The organism is Paenibacillus amylolyticus (assembly GCF_036894225.1).
Taxonomy (GTDB): domain Bacteria; phylum Bacillota; class Bacilli; order Paenibacillales; family Paenibacillaceae; genus Paenibacillus; species Paenibacillus amylolyticus.
In genome coordinates this window covers 2,794,125-2,818,834 of record NZ_CP145892.1, presented here as the reverse complement: position 1 = coordinate 2,818,834, position 24,710 = coordinate 2,794,125, and the positions used below count along the sequence as shown (strand labels likewise).

23 protein-coding genes are annotated in these 24,710 nt (G+C 45.3%); 11 read left to right on the top strand and 12 right to left on the bottom strand.

Annotated features, from left to right (window positions below; all coding sequences use genetic code 11):
- Nucleotides 1-26: 26 nt before the first annotated feature.
- The 6 genes from nikB (at nt 27) to V6668_RS12850 (ending at nt 6,045) form a co-directional block, all read left to right on the top strand.
- Nucleotides 27-947, top strand: coding sequence for a nickel ABC transporter permease (nikB, locus tag V6668_RS12875; protein ID WP_036670599.1), 921 nt, complete (start codon nt 27-29; stop codon nt 945-947).
- A gap of 21 nt (nt 948-968) precedes the next feature.
- Nucleotides 969-2,009, top strand: a complete 1,041-nt coding sequence (locus V6668_RS12870) for an ABC transporter ATP-binding protein (protein WP_051449747.1) — start codon at nt 969-971, stop codon at nt 2,007-2,009.
- 38 nt (nt 2,010-2,047) lie between these two features.
- Nucleotides 2,048-3,037 (top strand): ABC transporter ATP-binding protein, encoded by a 990-nt coding sequence (locus V6668_RS12865; RefSeq protein ID WP_051449746.1) that lies wholly within the window; start codon nt 2,048-2,050, stop codon nt 3,035-3,037.
- A 178-nt stretch (nt 3,038-3,215) separates the two neighbouring features.
- Complete coding sequence (locus V6668_RS12860; RefSeq protein WP_036670598.1) at nt 3,216-3,980, top strand: sensor histidine kinase; 765 nt, start codon at nt 3,216-3,218, stop codon at nt 3,978-3,980.
- A 39-nt stretch (nt 3,981-4,019) separates the two neighbouring features.
- On the top strand, nt 4,020-4,718 hold the full coding sequence (locus V6668_RS12855; RefSeq protein WP_338708610.1) for a response regulator transcription factor: 699 nt from the start codon (nt 4,020-4,022) through the stop codon (nt 4,716-4,718).
- Between the two features lies 1 nt (nt 4,719).
- Nucleotides 4,720-6,045, top strand: coding sequence for a hypothetical protein (locus tag V6668_RS12850; RefSeq protein ID WP_036670596.1), 1,326 nt, complete (start codon nt 4,720-4,722; stop codon nt 6,043-6,045).
- A gap of 58 nt (nt 6,046-6,103) precedes the next feature.
- Here the strand turns inward: V6668_RS12850 and V6668_RS12845 are convergent, their stop codons facing one another.
- The 12 genes from V6668_RS12845 to V6668_RS12790 all read right to left on the bottom strand — a co-directional run bounded on the left by V6668_RS12845 (nt 6,104) and on the right by V6668_RS12790 (nt 17,915).
- Nucleotides 6,104-7,198, bottom strand: a complete 1,095-nt coding sequence (locus tag V6668_RS12845) for a fibronectin type III domain-containing protein (RefSeq protein ID WP_051449708.1) — start codon at nt 7,196-7,198, stop codon at nt 6,104-6,106.
- Between the two features lie 190 nt (nt 7,199-7,388).
- Nucleotides 7,389-7,706 carry a hypothetical protein gene (locus tag V6668_RS12840; protein ID WP_338708609.1) on the bottom strand — a complete coding sequence of 106 codons (318 nt, stop codon included), beginning with the start codon at nt 7,704-7,706 and terminating at the stop codon, nt 7,389-7,391.
- Nucleotides 7,707-8,348: 642 nt separating this feature from the next.
- Nucleotides 8,349-9,902, bottom strand: coding sequence for a helix-turn-helix domain-containing protein (locus V6668_RS12835; RefSeq protein WP_338708608.1), 1,554 nt, complete (start codon nt 9,900-9,902; stop codon nt 8,349-8,351).
- A gap of 216 nt (nt 9,903-10,118) precedes the next feature.
- Nucleotides 10,119-11,117, bottom strand: a complete 999-nt coding sequence (locus V6668_RS12830; protein ID WP_338708607.1) for an ABC transporter substrate-binding protein — start codon at nt 11,115-11,117, stop codon at nt 10,119-10,121.
- Between the two features lie 178 nt (nt 11,118-11,295).
- The gene (locus V6668_RS12825) at nt 11,296-11,670 is read right to left on the bottom strand and encodes a hypothetical protein (protein WP_051449706.1); all 375 of its coding nucleotides are present in this window, start codon (nt 11,668-11,670) and stop codon (nt 11,296-11,298) included.
- A gap of 207 nt (nt 11,671-11,877) precedes the next feature.
- Nucleotides 11,878-12,006: a hypothetical protein gene (locus tag V6668_RS12820; RefSeq protein ID WP_282615749.1), complete on the bottom strand. Its 129-nt coding sequence runs from the start codon at nt 12,004-12,006 to the stop codon at nt 11,878-11,880.
- 60 nt (nt 12,007-12,066) lie between these two features.
- Entirely contained in the window at nt 12,067-12,645 is a 579-nt protein-coding gene (locus V6668_RS12815; protein WP_338708606.1) for a histidine phosphatase family protein, read from the bottom strand.
- A complete protein-coding gene (locus V6668_RS12810) occupies nt 12,642-14,864 on the bottom strand; it encodes a class I SAM-dependent methyltransferase (protein ID WP_076327823.1) in 2,223 nt (740 codons plus the stop codon). Before V6668_RS12810 ends, V6668_RS12815 begins: the two co-directional genes overlap by 4 nt.
- A 280-nt stretch (nt 14,865-15,144) precedes the next feature.
- Nucleotides 15,145-15,957: an aminoglycoside phosphotransferase family protein gene (locus V6668_RS12805; RefSeq protein ID WP_076327822.1), complete on the bottom strand. Its 813-nt coding sequence runs from the start codon at nt 15,955-15,957 to the stop codon at nt 15,145-15,147.
- Nucleotides 15,958-15,970: 13 nt separating this feature from the next.
- The gene (locus tag V6668_RS12800) at nt 15,971-16,561 is read right to left on the bottom strand and encodes a GNAT family N-acetyltransferase (protein ID WP_076327821.1); all 591 of its coding nucleotides are present in this window, start codon (nt 16,559-16,561) and stop codon (nt 15,971-15,973) included.
- Between the two features lie 8 nt (nt 16,562-16,569).
- Nucleotides 16,570-17,016 carry a RidA family protein gene (locus tag V6668_RS12795; RefSeq protein WP_047842646.1) on the bottom strand — a complete coding sequence of 149 codons (447 nt, stop codon included), beginning with the start codon at nt 17,014-17,016 and terminating at the stop codon, nt 16,570-16,572.
- Complete coding sequence (locus V6668_RS12790; protein ID WP_338708605.1) at nt 17,013-17,915, bottom strand: AraC family transcriptional regulator; 903 nt, start codon at nt 17,913-17,915, stop codon at nt 17,013-17,015. The genes V6668_RS12795 and V6668_RS12790 overlap by 4 nt, the downstream gene beginning before the upstream one ends.
- A 127-nt stretch (nt 17,916-18,042) precedes the next feature.
- Between V6668_RS12790 and V6668_RS12785 the strand changes: the two genes are divergently transcribed.
- The 5 genes from V6668_RS12785 (at nt 18,043) to V6668_RS12765 (ending at nt 24,676) form a co-directional block, all read left to right on the top strand.
- Nucleotides 18,043-19,332 carry a Gfo/Idh/MocA family oxidoreductase gene (locus tag V6668_RS12785; RefSeq protein ID WP_076327819.1) on the top strand — a complete coding sequence of 430 codons (1,290 nt, stop codon included), beginning with the start codon at nt 18,043-18,045 and terminating at the stop codon, nt 19,330-19,332.
- 119 nt (nt 19,333-19,451) lie between these two features.
- Entirely contained in the window at nt 19,452-21,269 is a 1,818-nt protein-coding gene (locus tag V6668_RS12780; protein ID WP_076327818.1) for a sensor histidine kinase, read from the top strand.
- Nucleotides 21,241-22,800 (top strand): response regulator, encoded by a 1,560-nt coding sequence (locus V6668_RS12775; RefSeq protein WP_338708604.1) that lies wholly within the window; start codon nt 21,241-21,243, stop codon nt 22,798-22,800. The genes V6668_RS12780 and V6668_RS12775 overlap by 29 nt, the downstream gene beginning before the upstream one ends.
- A gap of 116 nt (nt 22,801-22,916) precedes the next feature.
- Nucleotides 22,917-23,831 carry a carbohydrate ABC transporter permease gene (locus V6668_RS12770; RefSeq protein ID WP_047842642.1) on the top strand — a complete coding sequence of 305 codons (915 nt, stop codon included), beginning with the start codon at nt 22,917-22,919 and terminating at the stop codon, nt 23,829-23,831.
- 5 nt (nt 23,832-23,836) lie between these two features.
- A complete protein-coding gene (locus V6668_RS12765; protein ID WP_047844271.1) occupies nt 23,837-24,676 on the top strand; it encodes a carbohydrate ABC transporter permease in 840 nt (279 codons plus the stop codon).
- Nucleotides 24,677-24,710 lie beyond the last annotated feature (34 nt).

Below are 24,710 nucleotides of genomic sequence, written 5' to 3'. Positions count from 1 at the left end.
CTCATGAAAGGAAGAGAACATCATATATGCTGACCTACATTGTGCGACGCCTCATTCAGACCGTTCCTGTTATATTCGGCGTCATTCTAGTCGTCTTTCTCATTATGCAGATGGTCCCCGGAGACCCTGCCGTTCTCATCGCCGGAGACGGAGCATCTGAAGAAACGGTACAAGCCATCCGCCATGATCTGGGACTTGATCAACCTCTTCTGCTGCAATACATCCAATATGTACTCGATGTGTTTCGCGGAGATCTGGGAACCTCGTATCGCTCAGACCATCCGGTAATGGACGAAATTATGCTTCGCTTGCCCACCACCATTCAATTGGCACTCGCGAGTATTGTCATCACGATTGTACTTGGTATGATAGCGGGAATTGTATCCGCCACCCGCCAACATAGTACAGCGGATCGCCTGATCATGCTGGTTGCCCTGCTGGGCATCTCACTCCCCAGCTTCTGGCTGGGCATGATGTTAATCTCCTTTTTCTCCGTCAAATATCATCTATTGCCCGTTACCGGCTGGGGAAGCCTGGAACACGTCATCTTACCTGCTATCACGCTAGGTGCTTCGGGAGCCGCCATCGTTGCCCGCATGACCCGTTCCAGTATGCTGGATGTCATTCATCAGGACTACATCCGTACCGCACGGGCAAAGGGTCTGAAAAATAGACTCATCGTGTACAAACACGCCCTCAAAAACGCACTTATTCCCGTAATCACAGTCATCGGATTGCAATTTGGAACACTGCTTGGTGGGACCGTTCTGGTCGAATCTGTTTTTGCTATCAATGGTCTGGGGCGATTGATCGTTGATGCCATCCGTATGAGAGACCTACCTGTCGTTCAAGGAGGCGTACTTGTCGCTTCTGTCATTTTTGTATTCGTGAATCTGGGTGTGGATCTGTTATATCGGTACTTCAACAAAAGGATTGAGATGGATTAAGGAGGAGGAAATCGCATGGCTATGGTATCACAGGAGAAGTTGCTGGAAGTACAAGGACTGCAAACATACTTTTTTACGGACGAAGGAATTAGCAAAGCCGTTGATGGCATTGATTTCAGTGTATATCGCGGAGAAACACTAGGTCTGGTTGGAGAATCCGGTTGTGGAAAAAGCATGACATCTCTCTCTATCATGCAGCTTCTAAGTCGGCCGGGACGAACGGTTGGAGGTCAGATTTTGTTCAAGAATGAGGATCTGTTAACCAAGTCTGAAGAACAGATGCGGCGCATTCGTGGCAAAGAGATATCCATGATTTTTCAAGAGCCGATGACCTCGCTGAATCCTGTTTATACAGTCGGAGAACAGGTTGCTGAGGTGTTCAGGCTGCATGAGAAACTGGGACGGAAAGAAGCTTGGACAAAAGCCGTTGAACTGTTACGCATGGTAGGAATCCCCTCCCCTGAAGAACGCGCGCATCAGGAACCCTTTCGGCTTAGTGGTGGCATGCGCCAACGCGTCATGATTGCAATGGCTATGGCTTGTCAACCTGATCTGTTAATCGCAGATGAACCCACGACAGCGCTCGATGTAACCGTACAATCTCAAATTCTTGATCTGATGAAGCAACTCCAGCAGCGTATGGGCATGTCCATCATCCTGATCACACATGATCTGGGTGTTGTAGCAGAAACCTGTGACCGCGTGGCTGTTCTATATGCAGGACAGATTGTTGAATACGCCTCTGTGGATTCCATATTTGATAACCCCAAACATCCCTATACCCAGGGACTGCTTCAGTCACTGCCAAGGATCGATGAAGACCAGGATGAGTTGTTAGCCATCCCGGGAACTATTCCGAGTCCTTATGATCTGCCTTCAGGTTGCCGATTCGCTCCCAGATGTGCTTTCCGCAAAGATATCTGTTCTACGGCTCAGCCTGAGCTGTTGAAGAATTCCGATGAAGAATCGGTACGCTGTTGGATGTATGACGAAAACTGGAGTGGATCTGATGCAAGCGGCCAACCGCACATCTCGAATCAGGAAGGGAGTAAAGTGATATGACAAACATCCATGTGAAGCACCAATTATCCGCAACGGACATGAAATCTTCGGCACTTTCGAGTTCTGATGTTCTTGCTGATATCAGGCATTTGAAACAATACTTTCCGATTCGAGGAGGCCTGTTCGGCAGAGTGGTTCACCATGTCAAAGCTGTGGATGACATCAGCTTTCAGATTCATGCAGGTGAAACGCTCAGCATTGTAGGGGAGTCGGGTTGTGGCAAATCAACGACGGGCCGTTCCATCCTGCGACTCGATGACCCAACGAGTGGAGAGATATATTTTCAGGGTAAGAACATTCTAGAGTTAAATAAAGCTGAGTTAAAGCGAATGCGCAAGGATATGCAGATTATTTTTCAAGACCCCTTCGCCTCTTTAAACCCACGCCAGACCGTACGGCATATTTTGAAGGAAGCACTGGAGATTCAGAAAGTCGTCCCCCGCAGCAAACAGGATGAACGCATCCGTGAACTGATGGACAATGTTGGTTTGCGTCCGGAGCATATTGATCGTTTGCCTCATGAATTTAGCGGTGGGCAACGCCAGCGGATTGGTATCGCTCGAGCACTTGCCCTGGAGCCTCGATTGATTATCTGTGACGAAGCCGTCTCCGCACTGGATGTATCCATTCAGGCTCAGATTATTAATTTACTTAAAAAACTTCAGAAACAACATCAACTGACCTACCTGTTTATTTCCCATGATCTTGGTGTGGTCCGTCACATCTCTGATCGTGTAATCGTGATGTACTTGGGCACAATCGTCGAGATCGCTGATAAAAAATCGCTGTTTGATCACCCGCAACATCCGTATACACGCGCACTGCTGAGTTCCATTCCATCGACGAAACGTAATCAGCCAAAAGAACGTGTTCATTTAACCGGTGATATCCCTTCTCCCATTCACCCACCTAGTGGATGCCGGTTTCATACACGTTGTCCATTTGCAGTTGATCGTTGCTCTTCTGAAGTTCCCGAACTGCGCACCATTCATGAGGGACATCAGGCTGCCTGCCATCTGATTTCCTAAAATCATGAATCCTTTTTGGGCACCATTTACAAAATGCTTTCCCTCTATTGAATCACTTACCAAAATAAATTAATATGACAATACATTTCTCTTTCAACTTCATAATTTAATAATTTTATGATTTACGGATGGCTCTATCCGATTCAATATACACCCGATGCTAGTATGGAGGACCATCATGATTAATCTTGATCAATTTACTCTCATCGTCCTAATATTCATTATCGCTCCCATCGTGGGGGCGATTGCGCTATTAATTTTGTTTTTTTTCGAGAAACAACTGGACTTGCTTCGGATGCAAAAAAGACAGATCGAGCTGGAGAAAGAGTTCCAAAAATCACTGTATGTACAGCTCAGTCAACAGATCCAGCCTCATTTTATGTTTAACACCCTCAATGTCATTCTCAGTCTCGCCAGACTACGTCGTACCGAACAGGTTGTCGGTGCACTCGAGGTTTTCTCCAAATTCCTCAAATTCAAGTACAATACCGATGAGCCCATGATTCGTCTGGAAGAAGAGATTCGTTATACCGGTCATTATCTGGAGATTCAGCATCTGCGGTTCGGTGAACGCTTGCGACTTGTAACGGATTACGATGAGAATGTGCTTGATGCTTATATCCCTCCCTTTGTGCTTCAAACGATTGTAGAAAATGCGTTCAAACATGGACTTGAACCAAAAATGGGCCCTGTCGAGTTAACCATCCGTTGTCTTCGAAATCAAAAGCAAGTGTTGCTAACCGTAATCGATAATGGTGTGGGTCTTAAACCAATATCCTCAGATGAAATGATTCAAGGACATGGGCTGGAAAATATCAGAAAACGACTGCATATCTTTTTTGGTGAGGAGAGTTCGCTCAGCTTATCCGCTGAAACACAAGGAGGAGCTGTCGTTGAGGTCCGTTGGCCCTATACCCAAGAAGAGATATTGAAAGCTCATTAGAAACAGAGAACGATACATCACAAATAGGGGGACTTCATCATGAATGTATTGCTGGTTGATGACGAGCCTCTGGAACTGGAGCAGCTGGAATTTCTAATTCAGCCTCAATTTCCTTTCTGGCGTCTCTACAAAGCTGCCGATGGAACACAAGCCAATTCGATTGGACAAGAAGTACAGATTCAACTCGCCCTGCTCGATATCAATCTCCCTGGCAAATCCGGTCTGCTCGTTGCCGAGGACCTACGCCGTCTTCACCCCGAAATTCATATTATCATGATCTCTGCACACCACAACTTTCAATACGCTCGTCAATCGATCAAGCTGAAAGTTATGGATTACATCACCAAACCCATTATTGAACAGGAGTTGCTTGAAGTACTGCATGAGTTTGATCATAATGACTCGCCAGCTGTGCAGTCCAAAGTCATTCAGGAAGCACTCCAGATTATGCAAAAACAGTTTTCAGGAAAAATCAATCTCTCCGGGCTCGCCTCAGCTGTTCACATGAATCCAACCTATCTAAGCCGACTCTTCCATGAAGAAGTAGGCATCTCTTTCTCTGAATATCTGAATCAATTGCGAATGGAGTACGCCAAACAGCTTCTTCACCGCCATTCAGATTTGAATATTGCAGACGTTGCTGAACGGTGTGGCTTTAACAGCCAGCACTACTTCTGCACACAATTCCATAAACATGTGGGGATGCCACCCAAAAAGTTCCGTGAGAAGAGGAATTAAGATGCGTTACAATCATTTCCACGAAAATTTGGCGACGCCTGTCAAACTGGGTATTGGACTTGGAACTATTGCGTTGCTTGGAAGATGGCTCACCGGCCTCAACATTGTAGATTCGCCTGAAGCATTGATGCGTTATGGCTTGTACGGCACTTTGGGGTACTCTCTCGCTACCGCCCTCGCGCTGATGTTATTCGGGTGGTTGGGTAAATATGTGCGAAGCCACTCCGGTGATGCGGCAACAATGAGTCAATGGCTCACAGCCAAACTGACACCTTCAGGGGCTCGTTTGATGACAGGATTGTTTGCGATATTACTTCTGGAAACGGTGCTCCTGCAAGGAATGGTGTCCGGATTCTTCTTCCATCAATTATTTGATCTTCCCGAAGTTGCTGGGCGAACGGCTTTTATTGTCATCTTCTCCTTGCTTGCAGGTTTTATTGGATTACAGACACTTTATGCATTGGCTATCCCCCAAGTCATTCTGACTTTCAGCGTTGCCATCATGTTTCCTTTGTTTTATTTTATCCGGCAAGGTGTTGACCCGGTTTACTCTGGAATTCGACTCTATCATCCTTATATGCTTGTGATCGACAACCATTCTGCCCTGCTTTTTATAGCAACTGGTATATTGGTGGGACTGGGACAGGTTATTGCTGATCCGGCTACCTGGCAGCGTCTATTTCACATCGAACGATCCAAAATTGTGCCAGCATTTATGATGTCCGGCATGATGTATGCGACCGTGCTGATGGCTTTTCTACTGCTCGTGATGGTCTCCATTCATTCTGGTGGGCTGGCAAATATACCGTCTCTGATTTATCCGCTATTATCCATTACCCATTCACCCGTTTTGTTTGGAATGTTGATTATATGTCTAATTTTGATGTTCACGGTGTCCTATATGAGCCGGTTTCAAGCCGTTCTGAAATTATGTATGGAACAATTCAACCTTGCCAACTCTGGTGAAAAACGTACTCGGAACAGCATCATTTGCATGGCCATGTTTATAGCAACCATCATTTCCCTTTCCGTGTCGATGACGCCGATTCAAATCCTGTATTTGTTCGGATCATTGCATGGTTGCATGCTTGGTCCCATGCTACTCCTGACTTTAATTCACAAGCGTACACAGGGCATTGCACTTCCCCTTATCACACTGGGGGGATGGATCGCTCAATTTTTGCTTCAGCTGTTTTCCTCTTTTTCGGGGCTTGAACGAATCTGGATCAGTAGTGCTGTGTCGGCTGTTCTAACCTGTATTTATATATTCATAACATTAGGTCTTCGTCGCCACACTCAACACATGTCAATGGATTTATATCGCTAATTCATCGTAGTGAACAAAAAAGAAGCCCCTTCAGCTAAGCTGAAGGAACTTCACATTTTTAGTATTCACTTACCTCAAACGTCAGCACCCGATCAAACAGGATATAATCCTTCCGACTCTTAAATGGCCCTTTGTTGTTGTCGTGTTTATCGATGGCATACGAAGCTTTTCCGCTTCCCGCTTGCTTGGCTTCATACCAGTTGATGAAATCATTTACTTCTTTCATGCTTAGGTCGAATTCTTTCTCCAAACCCGTTGTCATGGTGACGACAAAGATGGCACGGTTGGTGGATGGTTGCTCTGGTTGTTCCGGAGTTGTAGGTTCTTCAGGTTCTGGTGTGGTTGGTTGCTCTGGTTCCGGATCAACCTGACCGTTGCTCTCAATAATTGCTGATGCTTCGTTTGAGTTAACACTTTCACCAATAGGATTAACAGCAGTCACTATGTAATAATAGGTTGTACCTGAGGTTACATCTGGATCTGTATAATTGGCCTTGTTTACGCCAGTTGCCACTGTTGTATATGGCCCATTTGCTGTAGTCGATCTTTTAATTGTGTAACTGGTTGCTGTTGCTACTTCATTCCATGTCAATCCAATGGATGATTCATCTGCAGATGCTTCGAGATCTAATGGATTAGCTGGAGGTGTGATATTATACAGCTGAAACTCGGATACACTGACTGTCCGTGTATTGGAGTAATTAAACAAGTTAACTTTTGCTATTCCTTTGTACGTTGTAGGAAGATAAATTAATCTTCCATCAGCCTGATTTGCTTTTACTGTGTACCAATACGTCGGTAAAATCGCCTTTCCAGTGGAATCGAATAATCCAATTGAAACATCAAAATCTGCTTTTACACGGATAGCATTCGCTGTAACTGTTCCATTAAAGATTCCAACTGCATGATCCACCGCTGTAGATGGCGTGTTCCATTTTTCTATAATCGCGCTTGTAGCTTCATTATTATCTGTTAATGCATATGTAGATTTACTCCCCTTGCTTTCAGTATCGCTAAGTGTCATTACCATCTTATCCATGAGCCCGCCGCTATAATCTACCGCAGCATGTACCCCTGAATTAGATGCAAAACCAATTGTAAAAATAAATGCTCCAATAAATAATCCGACTTTCTTAAAAAATGTTGTTTTCACATGAATCCTCCTAAAGTGTTTATGTACAAGCACACTTTAGTGTATATATGTTTATGTGTCTAAACATAAACTTGCTCATCTATAAAATTCAGCTAAATTCTTGAATTTTTATTTTTTTATTGGATATTGAAAAAGCCCAAGAAGAATCAATCTCTCCTTGCGCTTCCAGATTGTAAATCTAAGGAATTAGCTATTCCCATTCACCTTTTTTGATGTAAATAGCATCATAAGCAACAATTACATTCGTTTTATCTGTTACCTTTTGTATATCATCGAACACAACTTCTTCTTCGCCGTAATCTACTAAACTCGAATCAACTTTTTCGAAGATCCCACAATCCTTCACATAAATTACATCTGGATGGTTAGAATCATATCTTAAGCTTTCAGGAAGATCTTCACCCGAAATTTCATGCGATTCGGCAACCGTAGTCGTTGATATTGCTGTAACAGGGGTCATTCCAATAACAGCTATTACTAAAAGCGAGGCCCAGATTTTTTTTCGCATAGAATGTCTATTCTCCAATTCATTTTTCCTATATTATACATTAAAATGGAATGTTATAATATTTTCTCTGATGTTGAATCCAGCGTGTTTGTTATTTTGTAGTTTGTCGCTCATTGTAATTCCTCCACTGTTTTGATTTTTAAAAACGAAAAAGACCGCCAGATATATGACGGTCAAGCTTCAAGATGATTATTGATATAGATATTTGAAAAATAAAACTACACAAAGAACACCTATTATCAAAAATATAATTGCTGAGTTCCGATATTTTTTCCACATCCGAATGGCATTAGCAATATTTAGTATGCCTAGTGCAAGCATGTTAATACGAGAATCTACTTGAAACAAGTTATATACTAGCATAATGACAACTACTACCGAGGTACACCAGAACCAAATTGGAATTTTATCCTTTATCATTGATCTGCTCCTTTAGTTTATATCCTATCTGTATATAATATATTCCTCAATCTAATTAAAATTCCTTTATTTAGTCTATTAAACAAGCAGATTATAGATTAACGAAAAGGATAATACCAGTAGATTAATAGAGTGCCCGTGAATTACATCACAAATTTATATTATTGAAAATTATATGATTTTCTTGATTTTTTCGAAAAACATTTCACAGACCATTCATTATCACGCCATAAACCGCAATATATCCTCAATCTTCTTCCCATGAGAGATCACACCGTAGTTCATCCACGACATGAAATCTACTTCATACACATTACCGTTCTTCACCGCAGGCAGACGTTTCCATTCATCCCTTTCGAGCAGTTCGCGCTCCTCTCCAGGTTTAGCAGAATTTCCAGTGTCAAATGTAATCAACAAGTGATCCGCATTAAGCTGACTTAACTGGTCCAATCTAATGAAGACCCTCCGCTCGTGTCTTGTCCATTGCTGCACACGGGAGTGCGGAGTCAGTCCAAGATCCTGATAAATTACAGGTCCGACATAGCCCTGCTGAACCCCATAGAGAGTAATATCCGAAGCAGATATACGCAAAAAAGCTACTGTTTGACCACGCATATAACGTGCTAACCGACTCTTAGCTTCCATTGCCTTGTCCTCATACGCACCAATTACATCTTGAACCCGATTCACCTTCCCTAACACATCGGCTGTCGATCTTAAAATGGAGCGCCAGTCCTCTCCCAAATGATCTACGTAAAATGTAGGTGCTACCTGCTTGAAGCGGTCCAGATTCCATCGATCATATCCCTTATCCAGCATGATAAAGTCCGGTACATTACCCAGATTAAACTGCGCATCCATCTGGCTCACATCAAATTCAGGTACGTCATCCAACCCCAAATATTGCTGCCTGCCCCAAGAATGATGCGAACATTGCAGTACAGGTTTTACGCCAAGAGCCAACACAAAGTCCTCCAGATAAGGAGCAAAGACACGAACCTCTTGACGGTGATGACGGCGGTATAACCCAGGTGAAATACCAGCGTATTGCTTAAATCGGCGGCCAAAATAATACTCGCTGCTAAATCCCACATTCTGTGCAATTTCATGGATGCGATCATCCGTAAGCTGCAATAGTTGCTTCGAGCGCTCCAGCCGAACCGCATTTACATATTCAAGCGGGAGCTTGCCCGTAATTTTTTTGAATTGCCGAGTGTAGCTGGCTCTTGTTAGACCAATATCTGCTGCGAGCTCATCCACGGTTATGGTCTGATCATAGTGGTCGCCAATATAACGAATTGAACTTTGAAGACGGGCACGGTCATCGGGTACTTCTGTTTCGAGGGCACTATGGCGAAGCAAGGCACGAAACCACTCCTGGAAACGAAGCTGTACCTCCCATTGCTCCAGCCAATCGCCAGTGACCTGTTGACGCAGTATTTGTTCCAAGGCTTCCAGACAGGAACTCCACGGACTGTAACTGAGTTGCATAAGCGGTAATAATGTCGGAGAATCTGGACTTTGGGAAAGTTCCTGCTGCTTCTCCGTGTTTCTTCTAGACAAAGCGTTCGAAGTCTCTTCTTTCAACTCAGCCACCATAAGATCAAGCTTATAATACTGCAATTCACTTTCTGTCCAAGGCGAACCTTCTATTTTAACGGATGTTCCAGCCGGAACAAACATAATCATTCCTTTTTCCAGATGAGATTCCCGATCTGAGCAAACTATTGAACCTTTCCCAGACGTTACAACAAATATGGAGTGTGAAGTCGACATTCTGTATAACAAACGTTTATTGATATGAGATTGATGGTGATCTACGTATTCCATATGCTGAAGTGAGCATAGCCAGGGCTTGGGGATCAGTTGTATTATCGTGGGGCACATGTTCATCGTCCTTAACTGAGAATTATTATCATTTAAAATAGTGTATACGAAAAAAGAAAGCTCTTCAACCCTGGCTGAAGAACTTTCTTTAAGTAATCGATTCAATTATGGAGTCAATTTTTCCAAGAGATCATCAATTTTCATGGAATTTGCTGTAATCGCACCTGATTGCCAATGTGATCTTTCCATAATATATACCTGATTGTTCTTAACGGCCGGAAGAGATTTCCACAATTTGCTGTCAAGTACCTTCAAGGCTTCCTTGTTCTCAGGAGAAGACCATTCACCATTGGAAGGGAACACAATAAGATGATCTGCATCAAGTTGCGGCACGGCCTCTTCAGACAGAATTTCCTGGTATTCTTCCATCTTGTTAACCAGAGGATGAGGTGTTAGGCCAAGCTCCGAATAAATAAATCCGGTGAACCGATTTTTCACACCGAACAGTGCCAGTGTATCATCGTTAACATTCAGTCGGACAACTGCGACAGTCTCGTCTCCAACCGCTTCCTGCAACTTCGCCTTAGCATCTGCAATCTTGGCCTTAAATGCCGCAGCAACTTCTTCACCCTTGTCCGGTTTCCCTACAACATCGGCAATGGTTTTCAAAATTTGATTCGAATCCTGCAGTACGCTCTCAGGCAGACGATATGTCGGTGCCACCTTGGAGTACATCTCATATTTCTCCATATCTACCCCACCATCTACAATGATGAGATCCGGATCATATTCCAACAAAGCTTCAATACTCCCCGTAGTATCAAATTGAGGAACATCCAGTCCTAAATAATCCTGTACACCCCACAATGGATGATACCACTGCACTACAGGTGTAATATCGAGCGCCTTCAGATAATCTTCTACATATATTCCAGCAATCCGCTGTGGTTGAACCGGAATCGTCACATCTCCAAATTCATCCTGTACAACTCGTGTCGCAGGCTCTGTCTCGTTTCCAGAAGTATTTTCTCCAGCAGCTCCACTTTCAGTTGCAGGAGTCTGTTCCGCATTCGTAGCGGTATTTGTACTACATCCTGAAATAACCAGACCCATGAGCAGTAATGTAATCGTCCACCCTTTGAAACCTTTAACTAAACCTACCATGTTACCCTTCACCCCTATGTGATCTGTTGATGTAACCGTGAGAATATCTCACATATAATGATTATCATTCTCATCGATTGCTTAGGTGAATTGTACCTTATGCCTCAGCCGACCCACAATGTACATTTGATGTTGTTTTTTTATACAAACGAAAACAACCCTGTTGGTCCTCCCCCGCTTATCGCAGGGGCAACCTGCCTTGACGATAACTTTCCAACAACTGATCCACAAAGAAATCGTTCGCCGTACCCTGTAACAATGCAGCACCAATTAAACCCATATCATCACTCACATACCCCGCTAACTCAGGTTCGCCGGTGAGAGCCAAGGTCTGTTTGAACGCCTGTTCCCTACATGCGCGCAGCACCTCTTCTTCAGCCACCACTTTATCTTGAGCCCATCGTACAAAAGCTTGCATCCACTCGTCAGCAAATGCAGAAGCATCCCTTTCATCCAAGTAAATTTCCACATCCAATCCTTCGAATGTCTGCTGGGTCAGAATCCGTCCCTCGTTAAGATCCAACAGTAGCTTCTCCACATCCGTTTTGCTCATTGATCTCTCCTCCAGTTCCTCGTCAAGTCAGATACATCTCTGGTATAACAAAACGTTTCATCATCTGCTTTGGATCGGCTGTAAAATGATCCAATTGAAGTTCCTCATATTCGCTAAGGATACTTTCAAAGATACCAGCGATCACACCACAATCTGCCAAAGCATTGTGCCTGTGAATTCCATCTGTATTCAGATCGTAATACCGAATCAGAAAATCCGTAGAGACGGATTAATGCCTGTACCTTCGAGATCAAATATGCAGTACATTCTATCCTGTAATGGAGATACGCTTAGATTTTCAATAAAGTATGTATCAGGCAAAAGCGTAATTTTCATCCGCCAACTCACTCCTCCCCACTATCATTCTGGCAAATGCATTTCTCATATATAACTCTGTCACTCCCACAATCGGGTGACCTGGACCAACTTGCGCGTTCCATCAAACTGCAATTTAAAAATATCCGGCATCGTAGTACCCTCCCAAAAGTCATACCCGTAGGAAGAATCATAGTGTTGTAAAATAAGTGTCATTACATCTCCATGGGTTCCGATGACTACCTTGTGACCCATATGTTTATCCAAAATTTTCTCGATTACCGCTACTGCCCTTGAGCGAGCCTGTGCACCAGACTCCCCACCTGAATACGCATACGTAGGATCACGGTACAACTGCTGCTTGGCTTCACGAAAATTAGCATGCTTCACATCTGAACTCGACAACTGGCGTTCACGCAAATCTTCCTCTGTCACCACAATTCCATCTGACCAATCTGCCAGAATCTGAATCGTATCTACCGCTCGCCTGTAGGGGCTAGAATAAAACAGTTGAATCTGCTCCCCATGGAGCAGACTGGCAACCGTTCCCGCATCTTGATGACCTTGCTCTGTCAGTCCACGCTCGCGTTCCTGTCCTTCAACATATCGAGACTCCGCATGTCTGACAAAATACAAAAACGTACTGGCCTCACTCATCATTCATCCGCCAACCCTTTTTTCTTCTCAATGACAATCAGGCAGGTACTGTCTGGCAAAGGCGCAGGCTCACCATTTTCCTTCATGAAGATCACTCGTTCTCCAAGTGCTTCCGTGTACCCCTCCTGGAGAAAATGTCGGAACGTAATCATCGCGGCTTGTTCACCCAGCGCTTCTCGAATACAGTTCTCATAGGCTGTCGGCGTGAATATACCGAACTGTTCCTGAATTTCATGCACGTATGCCTCTTCGCCCCACGTATAGGTGTAGAGAAACTCCATTGCATCGTTGATCGGCAATACGACCTCATTGTCTGAGACCCGCTCATATTGAATTGCACGTCCCTGAAAATCCTCTGCATACCGCTCCAGCCAGCGCATCCCATCCGGTTCCTGGAAACGAATCCGGCGCTTCTGCGCCTCCGGCTCACTCATGATCCCATCCCGAATCAGGATTCTTCCTCCAGGTGACAGCACACGGAATGAACTTCTCAGCGCTGCTACAACCGTATCGGAATTAAATCTTCGACCGTCCAGTTCAATATATGAATATAATTCATGCAGAATGGATGAAAAAATAACCGTATCCACTGTGCCCGGCTGCACATATTGCTCCAGTTGCAGGGCATCGCCCTTCATCACTTGCCAGCGATGTCCCTCACGTTGTTTTTTGCGTTCCAGCGCTTCAATGACATTGGCTGAGATATCGATACCAATCGGCTCCACTTCCGGTTTTTCCTGCTCAATCAGATCCAGCAGAATTCCTCCACCTGGACCAATATCCAGTACTCGTTTACCAACGATATAGTCGAGCAGTACTTTTTTGTAATCACCGGAGCTGTTCATATCGGACAAATACGTCTCTTCGTTGTGGAAACGATCATACGCATCCCGGCGTAATCCGAACAGGTCAAATAACAGCAGTACAGCCTTCTCGTATAACGGCGACTTTTCCGCTTCAATACAGAATGCAATCAGCTTCTCCGCCGCTGGAGAAAATTCAAAGGTCACAAACAGTGTATCCGGCAGATCCGCATGACGTTCAATGCGATGGGTTAGATGGGGATAGACGATCTGCTCTCCAGCCGTAATCTGTTCCCATGCATACTGTTCCAAATATTTTTCAATCATTCGTTTCTTGTAAATATTGAGCTTCTTCACACCCTTGTAGTCGTAATACATCGTATTCATCAATGGTTCGAAGCTGATATGACGAACGATTTCAGATCGACTCTCCATGGATGTTGGATTCATACTTTCGCTGCGAAGCGTCAACAGGAACACTTTTACCATCTCCTGCAACGAAAAATCCTGCATGGCCGACTCCACATACCATAATGTGCGATGAGCCAGCGGAGCCAGCGCCTGTTCTACATCCAGTTCCGTTTGTAGCTTGGCGTAAGCCGTATCCATAGCTTCTCCCTGCCGAATGGATGAACTTCTTAAGCGGGATAACCGTTCCTTCACGCTCCAGTCCTCATGATCCGGTCCAACGATAATCCAGCCTACAATGCGCTGCACCTCAGCCTGAACCTGATTCCATAACGCTGGATCAACACCTGCAATAATGCATTCATTTAATGCCATCAGTATAGTGTGCAATTCATCTGTAGTAAGCCATCCTTTGACGATCAAGGCGTGGAGCGAAGCATTCTCGGCAAATGGAATCTCGCCCCGTATGTATTGACCAATAAGTCCATGCGTAGCAATCAGAGTACGAATAATCTCATGCCTTGGTGTGTGTGAAGTCAGTGCAGCATGCTCGCTTATATCCGCATTCTTACTCAGAGCACCACTCGGAGAACCAAGTTGATATATACTCGTCTCCTTGGTCTTATCGATGTCATTATCCAGGTGCTCCGCCACTGCGTATAAGTCATATAACTGAGCGGACCCCACATTGTGTACAAACAAGTTAACGCCCTGCTTTTGCCATACCCGCCGTTGCTCCCGTGATCCGGCCTTCGCCGTCTCTGACCAGATTAATACGTCTTCCAGAATTTCTCGCACCCAAAAAGAAACCTGAAGCTCCTCCAGTACGTGAAGTGTACGCTCGGTATAGTCCAGTACCGGATTAGTTCCCTCAAGTTCGGCAATGGAATGAATGCGTTCGAGGTTAATATGGGGTTTCTCCGCTGCTGCCAGCAGTTGCAGCCATAGCTGCTGGGCTTCCGGCGTATTACCTGACTTGTATGATTGTATGGCCTTTAATGAATGCAGCATAAATATGTCCCCTCTTTCTCTACCCTTATATAAAAAAATCATTAGATTCGTCTATAGAAGTTGAACTAATTATTAACATTATAACGAAGAGGACAGAAAAAACCTGAAAAAGCGAAGCTAAAAGCTTTCTGCAAGAAAGCTGCTTCGGAAGCATATGCTTCGCCTTTATCCCCGGATTTTCCCCTTCGGAAAAGGGAATCAAAAAAAATCTGGGGATAACAGCGATTGAAAGGTTATTCTGTCATCGTAGTGTCAGTGTAAATAATATGTAATTCAACTTTTATAACAGACGAATTCGTTCCTGAACAAACTTGAGCAGCTGTTCCACCTCTTGAGCGGGCAAATCCTCGTCAAGACGCGCGGCAGCAACTGGCAGCATCCAGGACTCTATTGCTACACGTGTAATCCCGGAAAGTTGCATATAATGATGGATGTAAAATTCGACCAGCGATTCACGAGCCTTTTCAAAAACCATTCGTATAACTGGCTCTGTATCTTCCGGCAATGTGGCACTCATTAATATTACCCAGCTTCGAGCCACATCACCCGCAGGATCACCGGACATACCAGTCATCCAATCAATGACCCAGTATTGATCGCCAGCCTCACTGAGCATAACATTATCAGGGTGAAAATCGCCATGACAGATCTGTTGTTGATCAGGCAATGTTGTTAAGTAAGAAAGGACTCGCGCTTGATCGTCCTCCGACAATAATCGAACATTGCGAATCGCTCCCGATAAAATCTGCTTCTGTAAGGGGAGTGTTCCTTCATCATCTCGCTCGCAATGAAGTCTGTAATGGCAGTCAGCCATTTTAAACGCCAGCTGCTCTAGTAACTCCGGTTGCTGAATGATAAGTGATAACAGGGTAATCCCCTGGATTCGCTCAAAAACGATGCCTGCTCGCGATGTAGTATGTTCTATTAAGGATACTGCCTGTGGGACGGGGAGTCCTTTTTTGAATGCCAACTCACTTATTCTAAATTCATTCTGGACGGCTTCGTGAGGAAAATCCATTCGATATAACTTCATAATGTGCTCGTTCGAATACGCATAGATTTCCGCAGTTCTTCCTTGACCGATTCGCTCCATATCTACCCTCCCTTTACTCGAACTCACTGCCTCTGATTTTGGAGAAAACCATACAATCGACCAGCGTACCTGTGCTGTCACGTCTCATCTTGCGCAGTACACCTTCCAGCGTATAACCCGCTCGTTCGGCTACTTTGGCACTTCGCACATTGCGGGCGTCACAGCGGATCTCCAGCCGGTTCGCCTCCAGATGAGTAATGGCAAATTGCTCAATGCCTCTCACCGCTTCTGTCATCAAACCCTCACCAGCTCGCGATGTTCGAATCCAGTAACCGATCTCAAAACAGCGTGCATTCCAGTCAATACGATGTAACCCGCTGCTGCCTACGAATTCATCCGTATGTCTATCACGCAAATGTAACATCATGTCGGTACGTTCCAGATATTTCAGCCTTGCTTTGCGAACAGTCACTTCAGACTCTTCCAATGAAGGGATTTTCTCGGCAAAAGGTAACCACAACCGCAGCTGCTCCGCACTCTCACGGACCGCTTCATTAACGGCTGCGCCATCCCCCCACTGCGGTGCTCGAATCGTGAGGCGTTCCGTATGGAAGCTCTCTGGAATCGTTAGCATGATCGGATTAGATGAAGACGATTCTGTCATCGTTATACCTACTCCTCTACCTGAAATATGGAATCAATGATCAGCGGCAAATTATCCCTCACAGATACGGCACCGAATACCGAACGGGCGTGTACCCCCTGATCCCCAAATACCTCCATCATCAGATCCGAGAAACCATTTAGCACTTTATGATGCTCCTGATACGAAGCGGACGCATTAATGAATCCCTGCACTTTAACCACTCTCTTCACCCGATCCAGTGAACCCAACACATCTCGAACGACAGCAAGCACCTCCAGTCCAGCATTCCGGGCAAAATCATACCCCTGCTCTGTTGTGAAGTCTGATCCCAGTTTGCCGCGTTCGGAGGTATCCGGTCCTTTCCCGGATACATACATAATTCCATTCACAATAACGGCATTGGCGTATTTCGCTGCGGGGGCACTGGCCTGTGGCAAAATGATCCCCAGTTCATTTAATCTCGCTTCAATCATCGTATATTCTCTCCCTCTTTTATGGTCCTCACGGAACCCGATTCCTTGTATTCCTGTCTATAAACTCTTGGTGATACCTGAACGGTACGTTTGAACATCTTGCCAAAATGAGAGAAGTTACTGAACCCCGCAAGCCAGGCGATGTCCGTAATGGATTCTTCACTTTCTCGCAGTAAACGCTGCGCTTCCTTCACCCGTAACAGATTCAGATAATCACTGAAGGTAAAGCCCGTCGTTTGTTTGAACAATCGACTCAGATAATGCGGACTAATGCGAAACATGCCCGCCACCTCCGGTAATGTCAGTGGTTTCTGATAGTTCTCATTCAGGTAACGTACAACTGCCTGTGTCTTGGGATGAAGAATCGGCTCACGATCATCGGAGCTTAACCTGCCCAAGTGTTGATTACGATAGGCATGGAGCAACAATTCAACAGCCCGGTGACGGAGCAACAGGTTGCTTCCAGGTTGAGGACGAAGCATTTCATCCACCATTTCGCTAACCATCCGTTCTAGAACCTCAGTGACTTGAGATGGAAACCTTACAATAGGAATCTCCCAACAGAAGGGTTCCTTCAAGCCTTCAACTAACTCCGCGGAAATAGCTATGGTTGCAAAAAGCTCAGGCTTCAAATACAGCACCATCCGTTCATGGTCAGGCATGCCACTCTCCAATGTTTTATGAACCGTATTGCGGTCAACAAACACCAGATCACCAGCCTTTACCCGGTAGGTCCGGTCCTTAATGAAATAAATACGCTCGCCAGACAACAGATAATACAACTCATAATGATCATGCAGATGGTCATCCGTCATCGAGAAATATCCAATGCGACGATCATATTCGATGTGCAACAAATCCGTCGGATCATGAAAATCTGCACGAAAAGGTTCTGTCATGTCGCCCTCTCTCCTTTCCATAAATTATAGCAAAATATGCGGCATTTGAAAGCGGTTACGCATAAAATGCGGCGAAAGAAGTACTCCCTTGTTATAGTCTAGAGCTATATTCAAGGAGGCGATAGACATGAGTAACAAGAAACGTTATGTATTAGTCGGAACTGGCGGCCGCGCCGAATTTTTTTATGGTGCTTTGACCCGGGATTATAGGGATACATCCGAGCTTGTCGGCTTTTGTGATATAAATCAAGTCCGTATGAACTACGCGAATCAACTATTGAAGGAAAAGTACGAGTATCCTGAGGTACCCACTTATCCTGCAGATCAGTTTGATCAGATGATTGAGAACGAGAAACCTGACTATGTCATCGTAACGAGTGTTGACCGCACCCATCACAAGTACATCATTCGTGCGATGGAACTGGGTTGTGACGTTGTCACCGAAAAACCGATGACCATCGATGAGGAGAAATGTCAGGAGATTCTGGATGCTGTCAAGCGGACTGGTCAGAACGTAAGAGTCACCTTTAATTACCGTTATGCACCGCACCATACTAAGATTCGAGAACTTATTCTGAATGATACCATCGGGAAAGTCACTTCCGTTCACTTTGAATGGCTGCTGAATACCCGCCACGGGGCAGATTATTTCCGCCGTTGGCATCGGGACAAGCGTAATAGCGGCGGATTACTCGTGCACAAATCCACCCATCACTTCGATTTGGTGAATTTCTGGATTGGCTCGCAACCGGATACCGTGTTTGCATTTGGTGATCTGATGTATTACGGCAGAGAAAACGCAGAAGAACGCGGTGTAACGCAATTCTACAACCGGGCAACCGGCAACCCGATCGCAAAGGATGACCCTTTTGCACTGCATTTGGATTCAGACGCACATATGAAGTACATGTATCTGGATGCCGAATCGGAAGATGGTTACCAGCGCGATCAGAGTGTATTTGGGGATGGCATCAACATTGAGGATACAATGGGTGTTCTTGTGAAGTATCGGAACAAAGCCATTCTGACCTACTCCCTCGTTGCCTACCAGCCATGGGAGGGTTATCGCATTGCCATTAATGGCACCAAAGGCCGGATTGAAATGAACATTGTGGAGCAATCTTATGTCAATTCATTGGGTGACAAAAGTAAAGAAGGTGCTTTAATCGGTAAAACGTTGCGGGTTCTCCCGATGTTCGATGCGCCATATGAGGTTGAAGTGGAAGAGAAAGCAGGTGGACATGGCGGAGGTGACCCGGTTCTGCTGAATGATCTGTTTGGAGAGCCTGTAGAAGATCCGTTCCATCGTGCTGCTAACCATGTGGACGGTGCCAGATCCATTCTGACGGGTATTGCTGCCAATCGCGCCATCGCGACGGGTTTGCCTGTCAACGTCAATAATCTGGTTCGTTTCTAAGTCCCCCAGGTCTGCACTACATTATTAATTTCATTTAAAGGCTGCGCATATCACGCAGTCTTTTTTATATTTTTATAATTAATCTGCACGCAAGTTGACTCGGTAGAAGGAGGAAATCTATGTTCTTCTCTTTAAAAAACCGTCTGATTGCCTTTATCGTTGTCCTGTTTGTCCTCGCTTTTGGCACACTCTCCTACCTGCTCTTCAAGGAATCACGCACGGTCATTCGCTCTTACATCGAATCCTCTGCTCTTGAGAAAATGGAGGAATACGGTTCATACGTAGACATGGTGCAGATGCAGATCTACGATGTCGCCTCTCTTGTTTTCAATAGTGATATGGGCAAAAACTGGGATAACGCGATCGGTGATCCGAACCTGCCCGAAGGAGAAAAGATGCTGGCCAATCTTGCGATGAGCCGTTTTCTTACTCAGGCAACCAACAGTTACACCAGTATCTCGGATGTATCCATCTATCGTCGGAATGGACTGCGAATTGGCAGCGAGAATCAGGTAACATATGACCCTGCATTTGTAAAAGAATCCTGGTATACGAATTTCTACACGTTGGGAGAACGCTGGTTACCTGCACACACCGATCAACATGAACGTGTCAGAGATCATGGTAATCCGGTGGTCAGTCTGCTGATGCCCATCGGCACCTTTCATCATGCTACAGCGCAGAATGTCATGAAGGTGAATGTCAGTGAATCTTATTTTCTGGAGCCGCTCCGGCGCATACATCTTGCGGAGAATAGCACTATTTTTCTGCTGGGCGAGCAAGGAAATCCTATTCTGTCACAGCAGGTAGAAACGTTGGGTGCTGTAGCTACCGCAGAGATCGATCGTTTTCGAAACAGCCCGCTCAAATCCGGTGTGGCATACCTCAAAAACCAGGAAGGACAGCGAGACATTCTTGTATTCAAGAAACTGGGACGTACCGGCTGGATGTTGGCGGGTATCGCACCTGAAAAGGAAATGTACCTCTCTCTCCATAAGCTCCAAAGCACAATTGTGGTGGTGACGATTGCCCTGATTCTGGTCTCCCTCTTGGCTGCTGCATGGTTATCCCACGGCGTAACCAAACCTTTGACCAGACTGGTGCTGGCGATGAGACAGGTTCAACGAGGTGCTTTTGACCAAGCGGATTCACTTCTGCCTCCGGATAAAAATGTAAAGAGCGAGATCAGTTATGTGATCTTCACCTTCCGTTACATGATCAGTCAGCTGCGGCAGCATATCCAGAATGAATTTGAACTGAAACTACTTCGCCAGCAAGCAGAGTACAAGGCACTTCTCATACAGATTAATCCACATTTTATGTTTAATACTCTGGAGCTGGTTAGCAGCCTTGCCATTCAGCGCCGAACGGATGATACGGTTCAGGTCATTGAGGATCTGGGTAAAATGATGCGCTTTTCTATCAATACCAATGACGACCGTGTTCCGCTAACCGAAGAGCTGGATTATGTGCAGCGTTATATCTCCATTTTGCAGACTCGTTTCGGTCATAAACTCGACATTTCAGTAACGTTGGAAGGTACACTGAACTACGTGGTCATCATCAAGTTTATTCTTCAACCACTTATTGAAAATGCAGTGAAATACAGCTTCCAACATCAGACGACAGCTCAGGTACAGATACGGATCAACCGGATGTATGATCGTCTGCACATCAGCGTTTTAGACAACGGACCGGGTATCCCAGCAGAAATAATCAATAAGTTGCAACATCCGGTTGCTCCCTCCTCATTGGAATCCATATTGCATAATGAAGGCTGGCATATTGGACTGAGCAATGTCATTGCTCGTTGTCGTCTGCATTATGGTGGCTTGTTCACGGTCCATGTGGAGAACGATGAGCGCGGAGGAGCTTACATTGAACTGACTCTACCCGTACAGGAGGAATATGATGTACAACGTATTAATCGCAGATGACGAGATCGAAGTTCGCGAAGGATTAAAATTGAAAGTCGATTGGCATGGCATGGGTTTTGTCATAACAGGAGAAGCCTCTAATGGGATCGAAGCGGATGAACTTTTGAAATCTGAACATTTTGACTTGCTGATTACCGATATGAATATGCCTGTCATGGATGGCATCAGACTATTGGATGTCTGCCGCAGTTATAACCCTTCTATTCAGATTATCATTATCACGGGTTATGAGGATTTTCAATATGCCAGAGCGGGGGTCCGCAGCCAGGTCATGGATTATTTACTGAAACCTGTAACCCGGGATGAATTGAAAGCCACATTAGGCAAAATCAAAGCGGATCTGGATGACAAACGTAAAATACGAGGCGATTCCGAATTGATGCAATGGCGACTCTCTCAGTATTACCGGGAAATGAAGGAACGTTTCCTTCTTGATCTCGTCAAAGGCAATCGCCTACCGCCTTCCTCCATGCCAGAACGGCTCAGATTGTTCCATCTCGAATCATGGCAGGATCAGAAGGTCTGTTTCATCACCGCGAGTATAAGTCACTCGGACAAGCAGGATATTCGAAAAGATCGATTACACGAGCAGATGCATCTTCCTTTCGAAATGGTATGTTACGAAATCGCCCAGTCTGATTCAGACAATGTCCAGGTTTTTCATGATTCGGCACACGCAGGCATCATGCATTTCATGGTGCAAGACGGTATGCAGCATGAATTCATCCAACTGCTCTCGGGACATACGGCATCCCTTTTTTCCATCGAACTCAAGATTGGGGTGGGACTTTCTGGTTCCGGACTTGAGCACTGGAAAGAAGGTTATATCCATTCCCTTCTGGCATGGAATTCAGCTGAACGGGCTGGCAGCGGGCCAAACCTTCAGGCGGGAACAGACTATAGTCCATTACTGCCTGAAGAAACAACACGCAAGCTGCATCGTTACCTCATTCGAGGGGAACTGGACTCCTTCCGCAGCATCATCCGCAAGGAACTTCACGAGGCATTCCAGCTTTCTCCCTCCCGAATGACGCGAAGTATTTTTCAAATTTCACTGTTGATGGATTTTCCTATGACCCCGGAATGGATACTGTGGCTTAAGACGCCAGATCAAGCAGAACGCTTATTAATGCAATGGGCTCAAGACTTCCTGGGTCGACAACTTCCTTCAGAAGATGGGGATGGGACGGTTATAGACTTAGCCAAGCGATATATCGAGGAGAACTACATGCAGGAGCTAACGCTGACGTTACTCGCTGAACGATTTAACTATTATCCTACCTATTTCTCCGAATTGTTTAAGGAAGGTGCCGGTACCTCTTTTATTCAATATGTGACGGGTGTTCGGATGAAACACGCCTTGCAACTGCTGAAGGAAACCCAATTAGCCGTGTGGGATATTACGGAACTGACCGGTTTCAGTTCGCCAAGTTATTTCAGTTCGAAATTCAAAAGAATGTTCAACATGAGTCCGTCAGACTATCGCTTGCTGCATTCCGAAAAAATCGATAGCCATGATCCGAAGAAATGAGATTCAAGCTTCTCCCCTTCCCCGGTATGATGTGGTTACCAAGAGAACGCCGTATGTTGTAAGCGAATTCATAATTGGTGACTATTATTCTTACCCATTCAGAAGGGAGGCACATGATGAAAAAACAGACCAAGCCCTTATACGGTCAGCACAATACCACAGCCTACTTGTTTCTTCTCCCCTGGCTGATCGGACTCTTCTGTCTGACACTGGGACCGATGGTTGCGTCCCTATACTTATCCATGACCAAATTCAATCTACTGTCATCACCGACTTGGACTGGACTTAGCAACTATGTTCACATCTTTACCGAGGACGATACCTTTCGCAGGTCCCTTGGGCTGACGTTTTATTATGTCTTTTTATCCGTTCCACTAAGGCTCGCCTTTGCTTTACTGGTGGCGATGGCGCTGAACAAAGGTATTCGAGCCCTCGGCATCTACCGGACTGTATATTACATCCCTTCCCTCTTGGGCGGCAGCGTTGCGATTGCAATCGTCTGGCGGCAACTCTTTGAGGGGAATGGATTGGTCAATCAGTTTTTAAGCTGGTTTGGTATCTCGGGACCATCCTGGATTGCGCATCCAGATTATGTGGTCTACACCATCATTACACTATCCGTGTGGCAATTCGGGTCTGCCATGGTCATCTTTCTTGCTGGCCTGAAACAGATCCCGGCAGACTTATATGAAGCGTCCGATGTCGATGGAGCGGGAAAAATACGTCAATTTTTCGGAATCACTCTGCCCATGCTCTCCCCCGTTATCTTTTTTAACCTGATCATGAGCATGATCAATTCATTTCAGGCGTTTACACCAGCTTACGTGATCGGAGATGGCCGCGGGGGTCCACTCGACGCAACGATGTTTTATACCTTGTATCTGTATCTGAAAGGTTTCTCATTCTTTGATATGGGTTATGCTTCGGCTCTGGCTTGGATCATGTTGGTCATTATCGGGGTATTCACCGCAATCGTCTTTGTTACATCCCGATTTTGGGTGTTCTACGGGGACAATCAGGAGGGGAGGTAATGCATATGCCAATCAAACGACAACTGGTTCAGGCCGGGAGGCATGCCGCCATTATACTCTTCGGTCTACTGATGTTATATCCAGTACTATGGTTGATTCTCAGTTCGTTTAAACCAAACCATCTCATTTTCACCAGTGGCAGTCTATTCCCAACCAGCTTCACGCTGGAGCACTATATTAATGGCTGGAAAGGTCTGCAGGGCATCTCTTTCGGCCGTTTCTTCGGCAACTCCGTGCTGATCTCGGTCATGAGTGTGTTAGGTAATGTGATCTCCTGTTCCCTTGCAGCCTTTGCTTTCTCCAGATTAAAGTTCAGATTCAAAGGCCTGTGGTTCAGCATGATGTTGGTTACGATTATGTTGCCTTACCATGTTACCCTGGTGCCTCAGTACATTCTCTATAATGAGCTTCAATGGATTAATACGTATTTCCCGCTGATTCTGCCTAAGTGGCTTGCGCAGGATTCCTTCTTCATCTTGCTCATGGTTCAATTCATACGCGGTATACCGCGGGAGCTGGACGAGAGTGCAACCATTGACGGTTGCGGGCAATCACAGATCTTTTTCCGAATCGTAGTGCCACTGCTCGTTCCAGCACTGATTACAACCGCGATCTTCACCTTCCTGTGGAGCTGGGATGATTTTTTCAGTCAGATGATCTATCTGAGCAAAATTGATCTGTTCACCGTGCAGTTGGGCATTCGCTCTCTCTTCGATCCATCAGGACAATCCGATTGGGGCGCATTACTTGCCATGTCCACCCTGTCACTGCTTCCCGTGACTATCATCTTTTTATTGTTTCAGCGATATTTCCTTGAGGGCATTGCAACCACAGGTCTGAAGTAACAACACGTTTCTCATATCAATAGACAGGGGGATT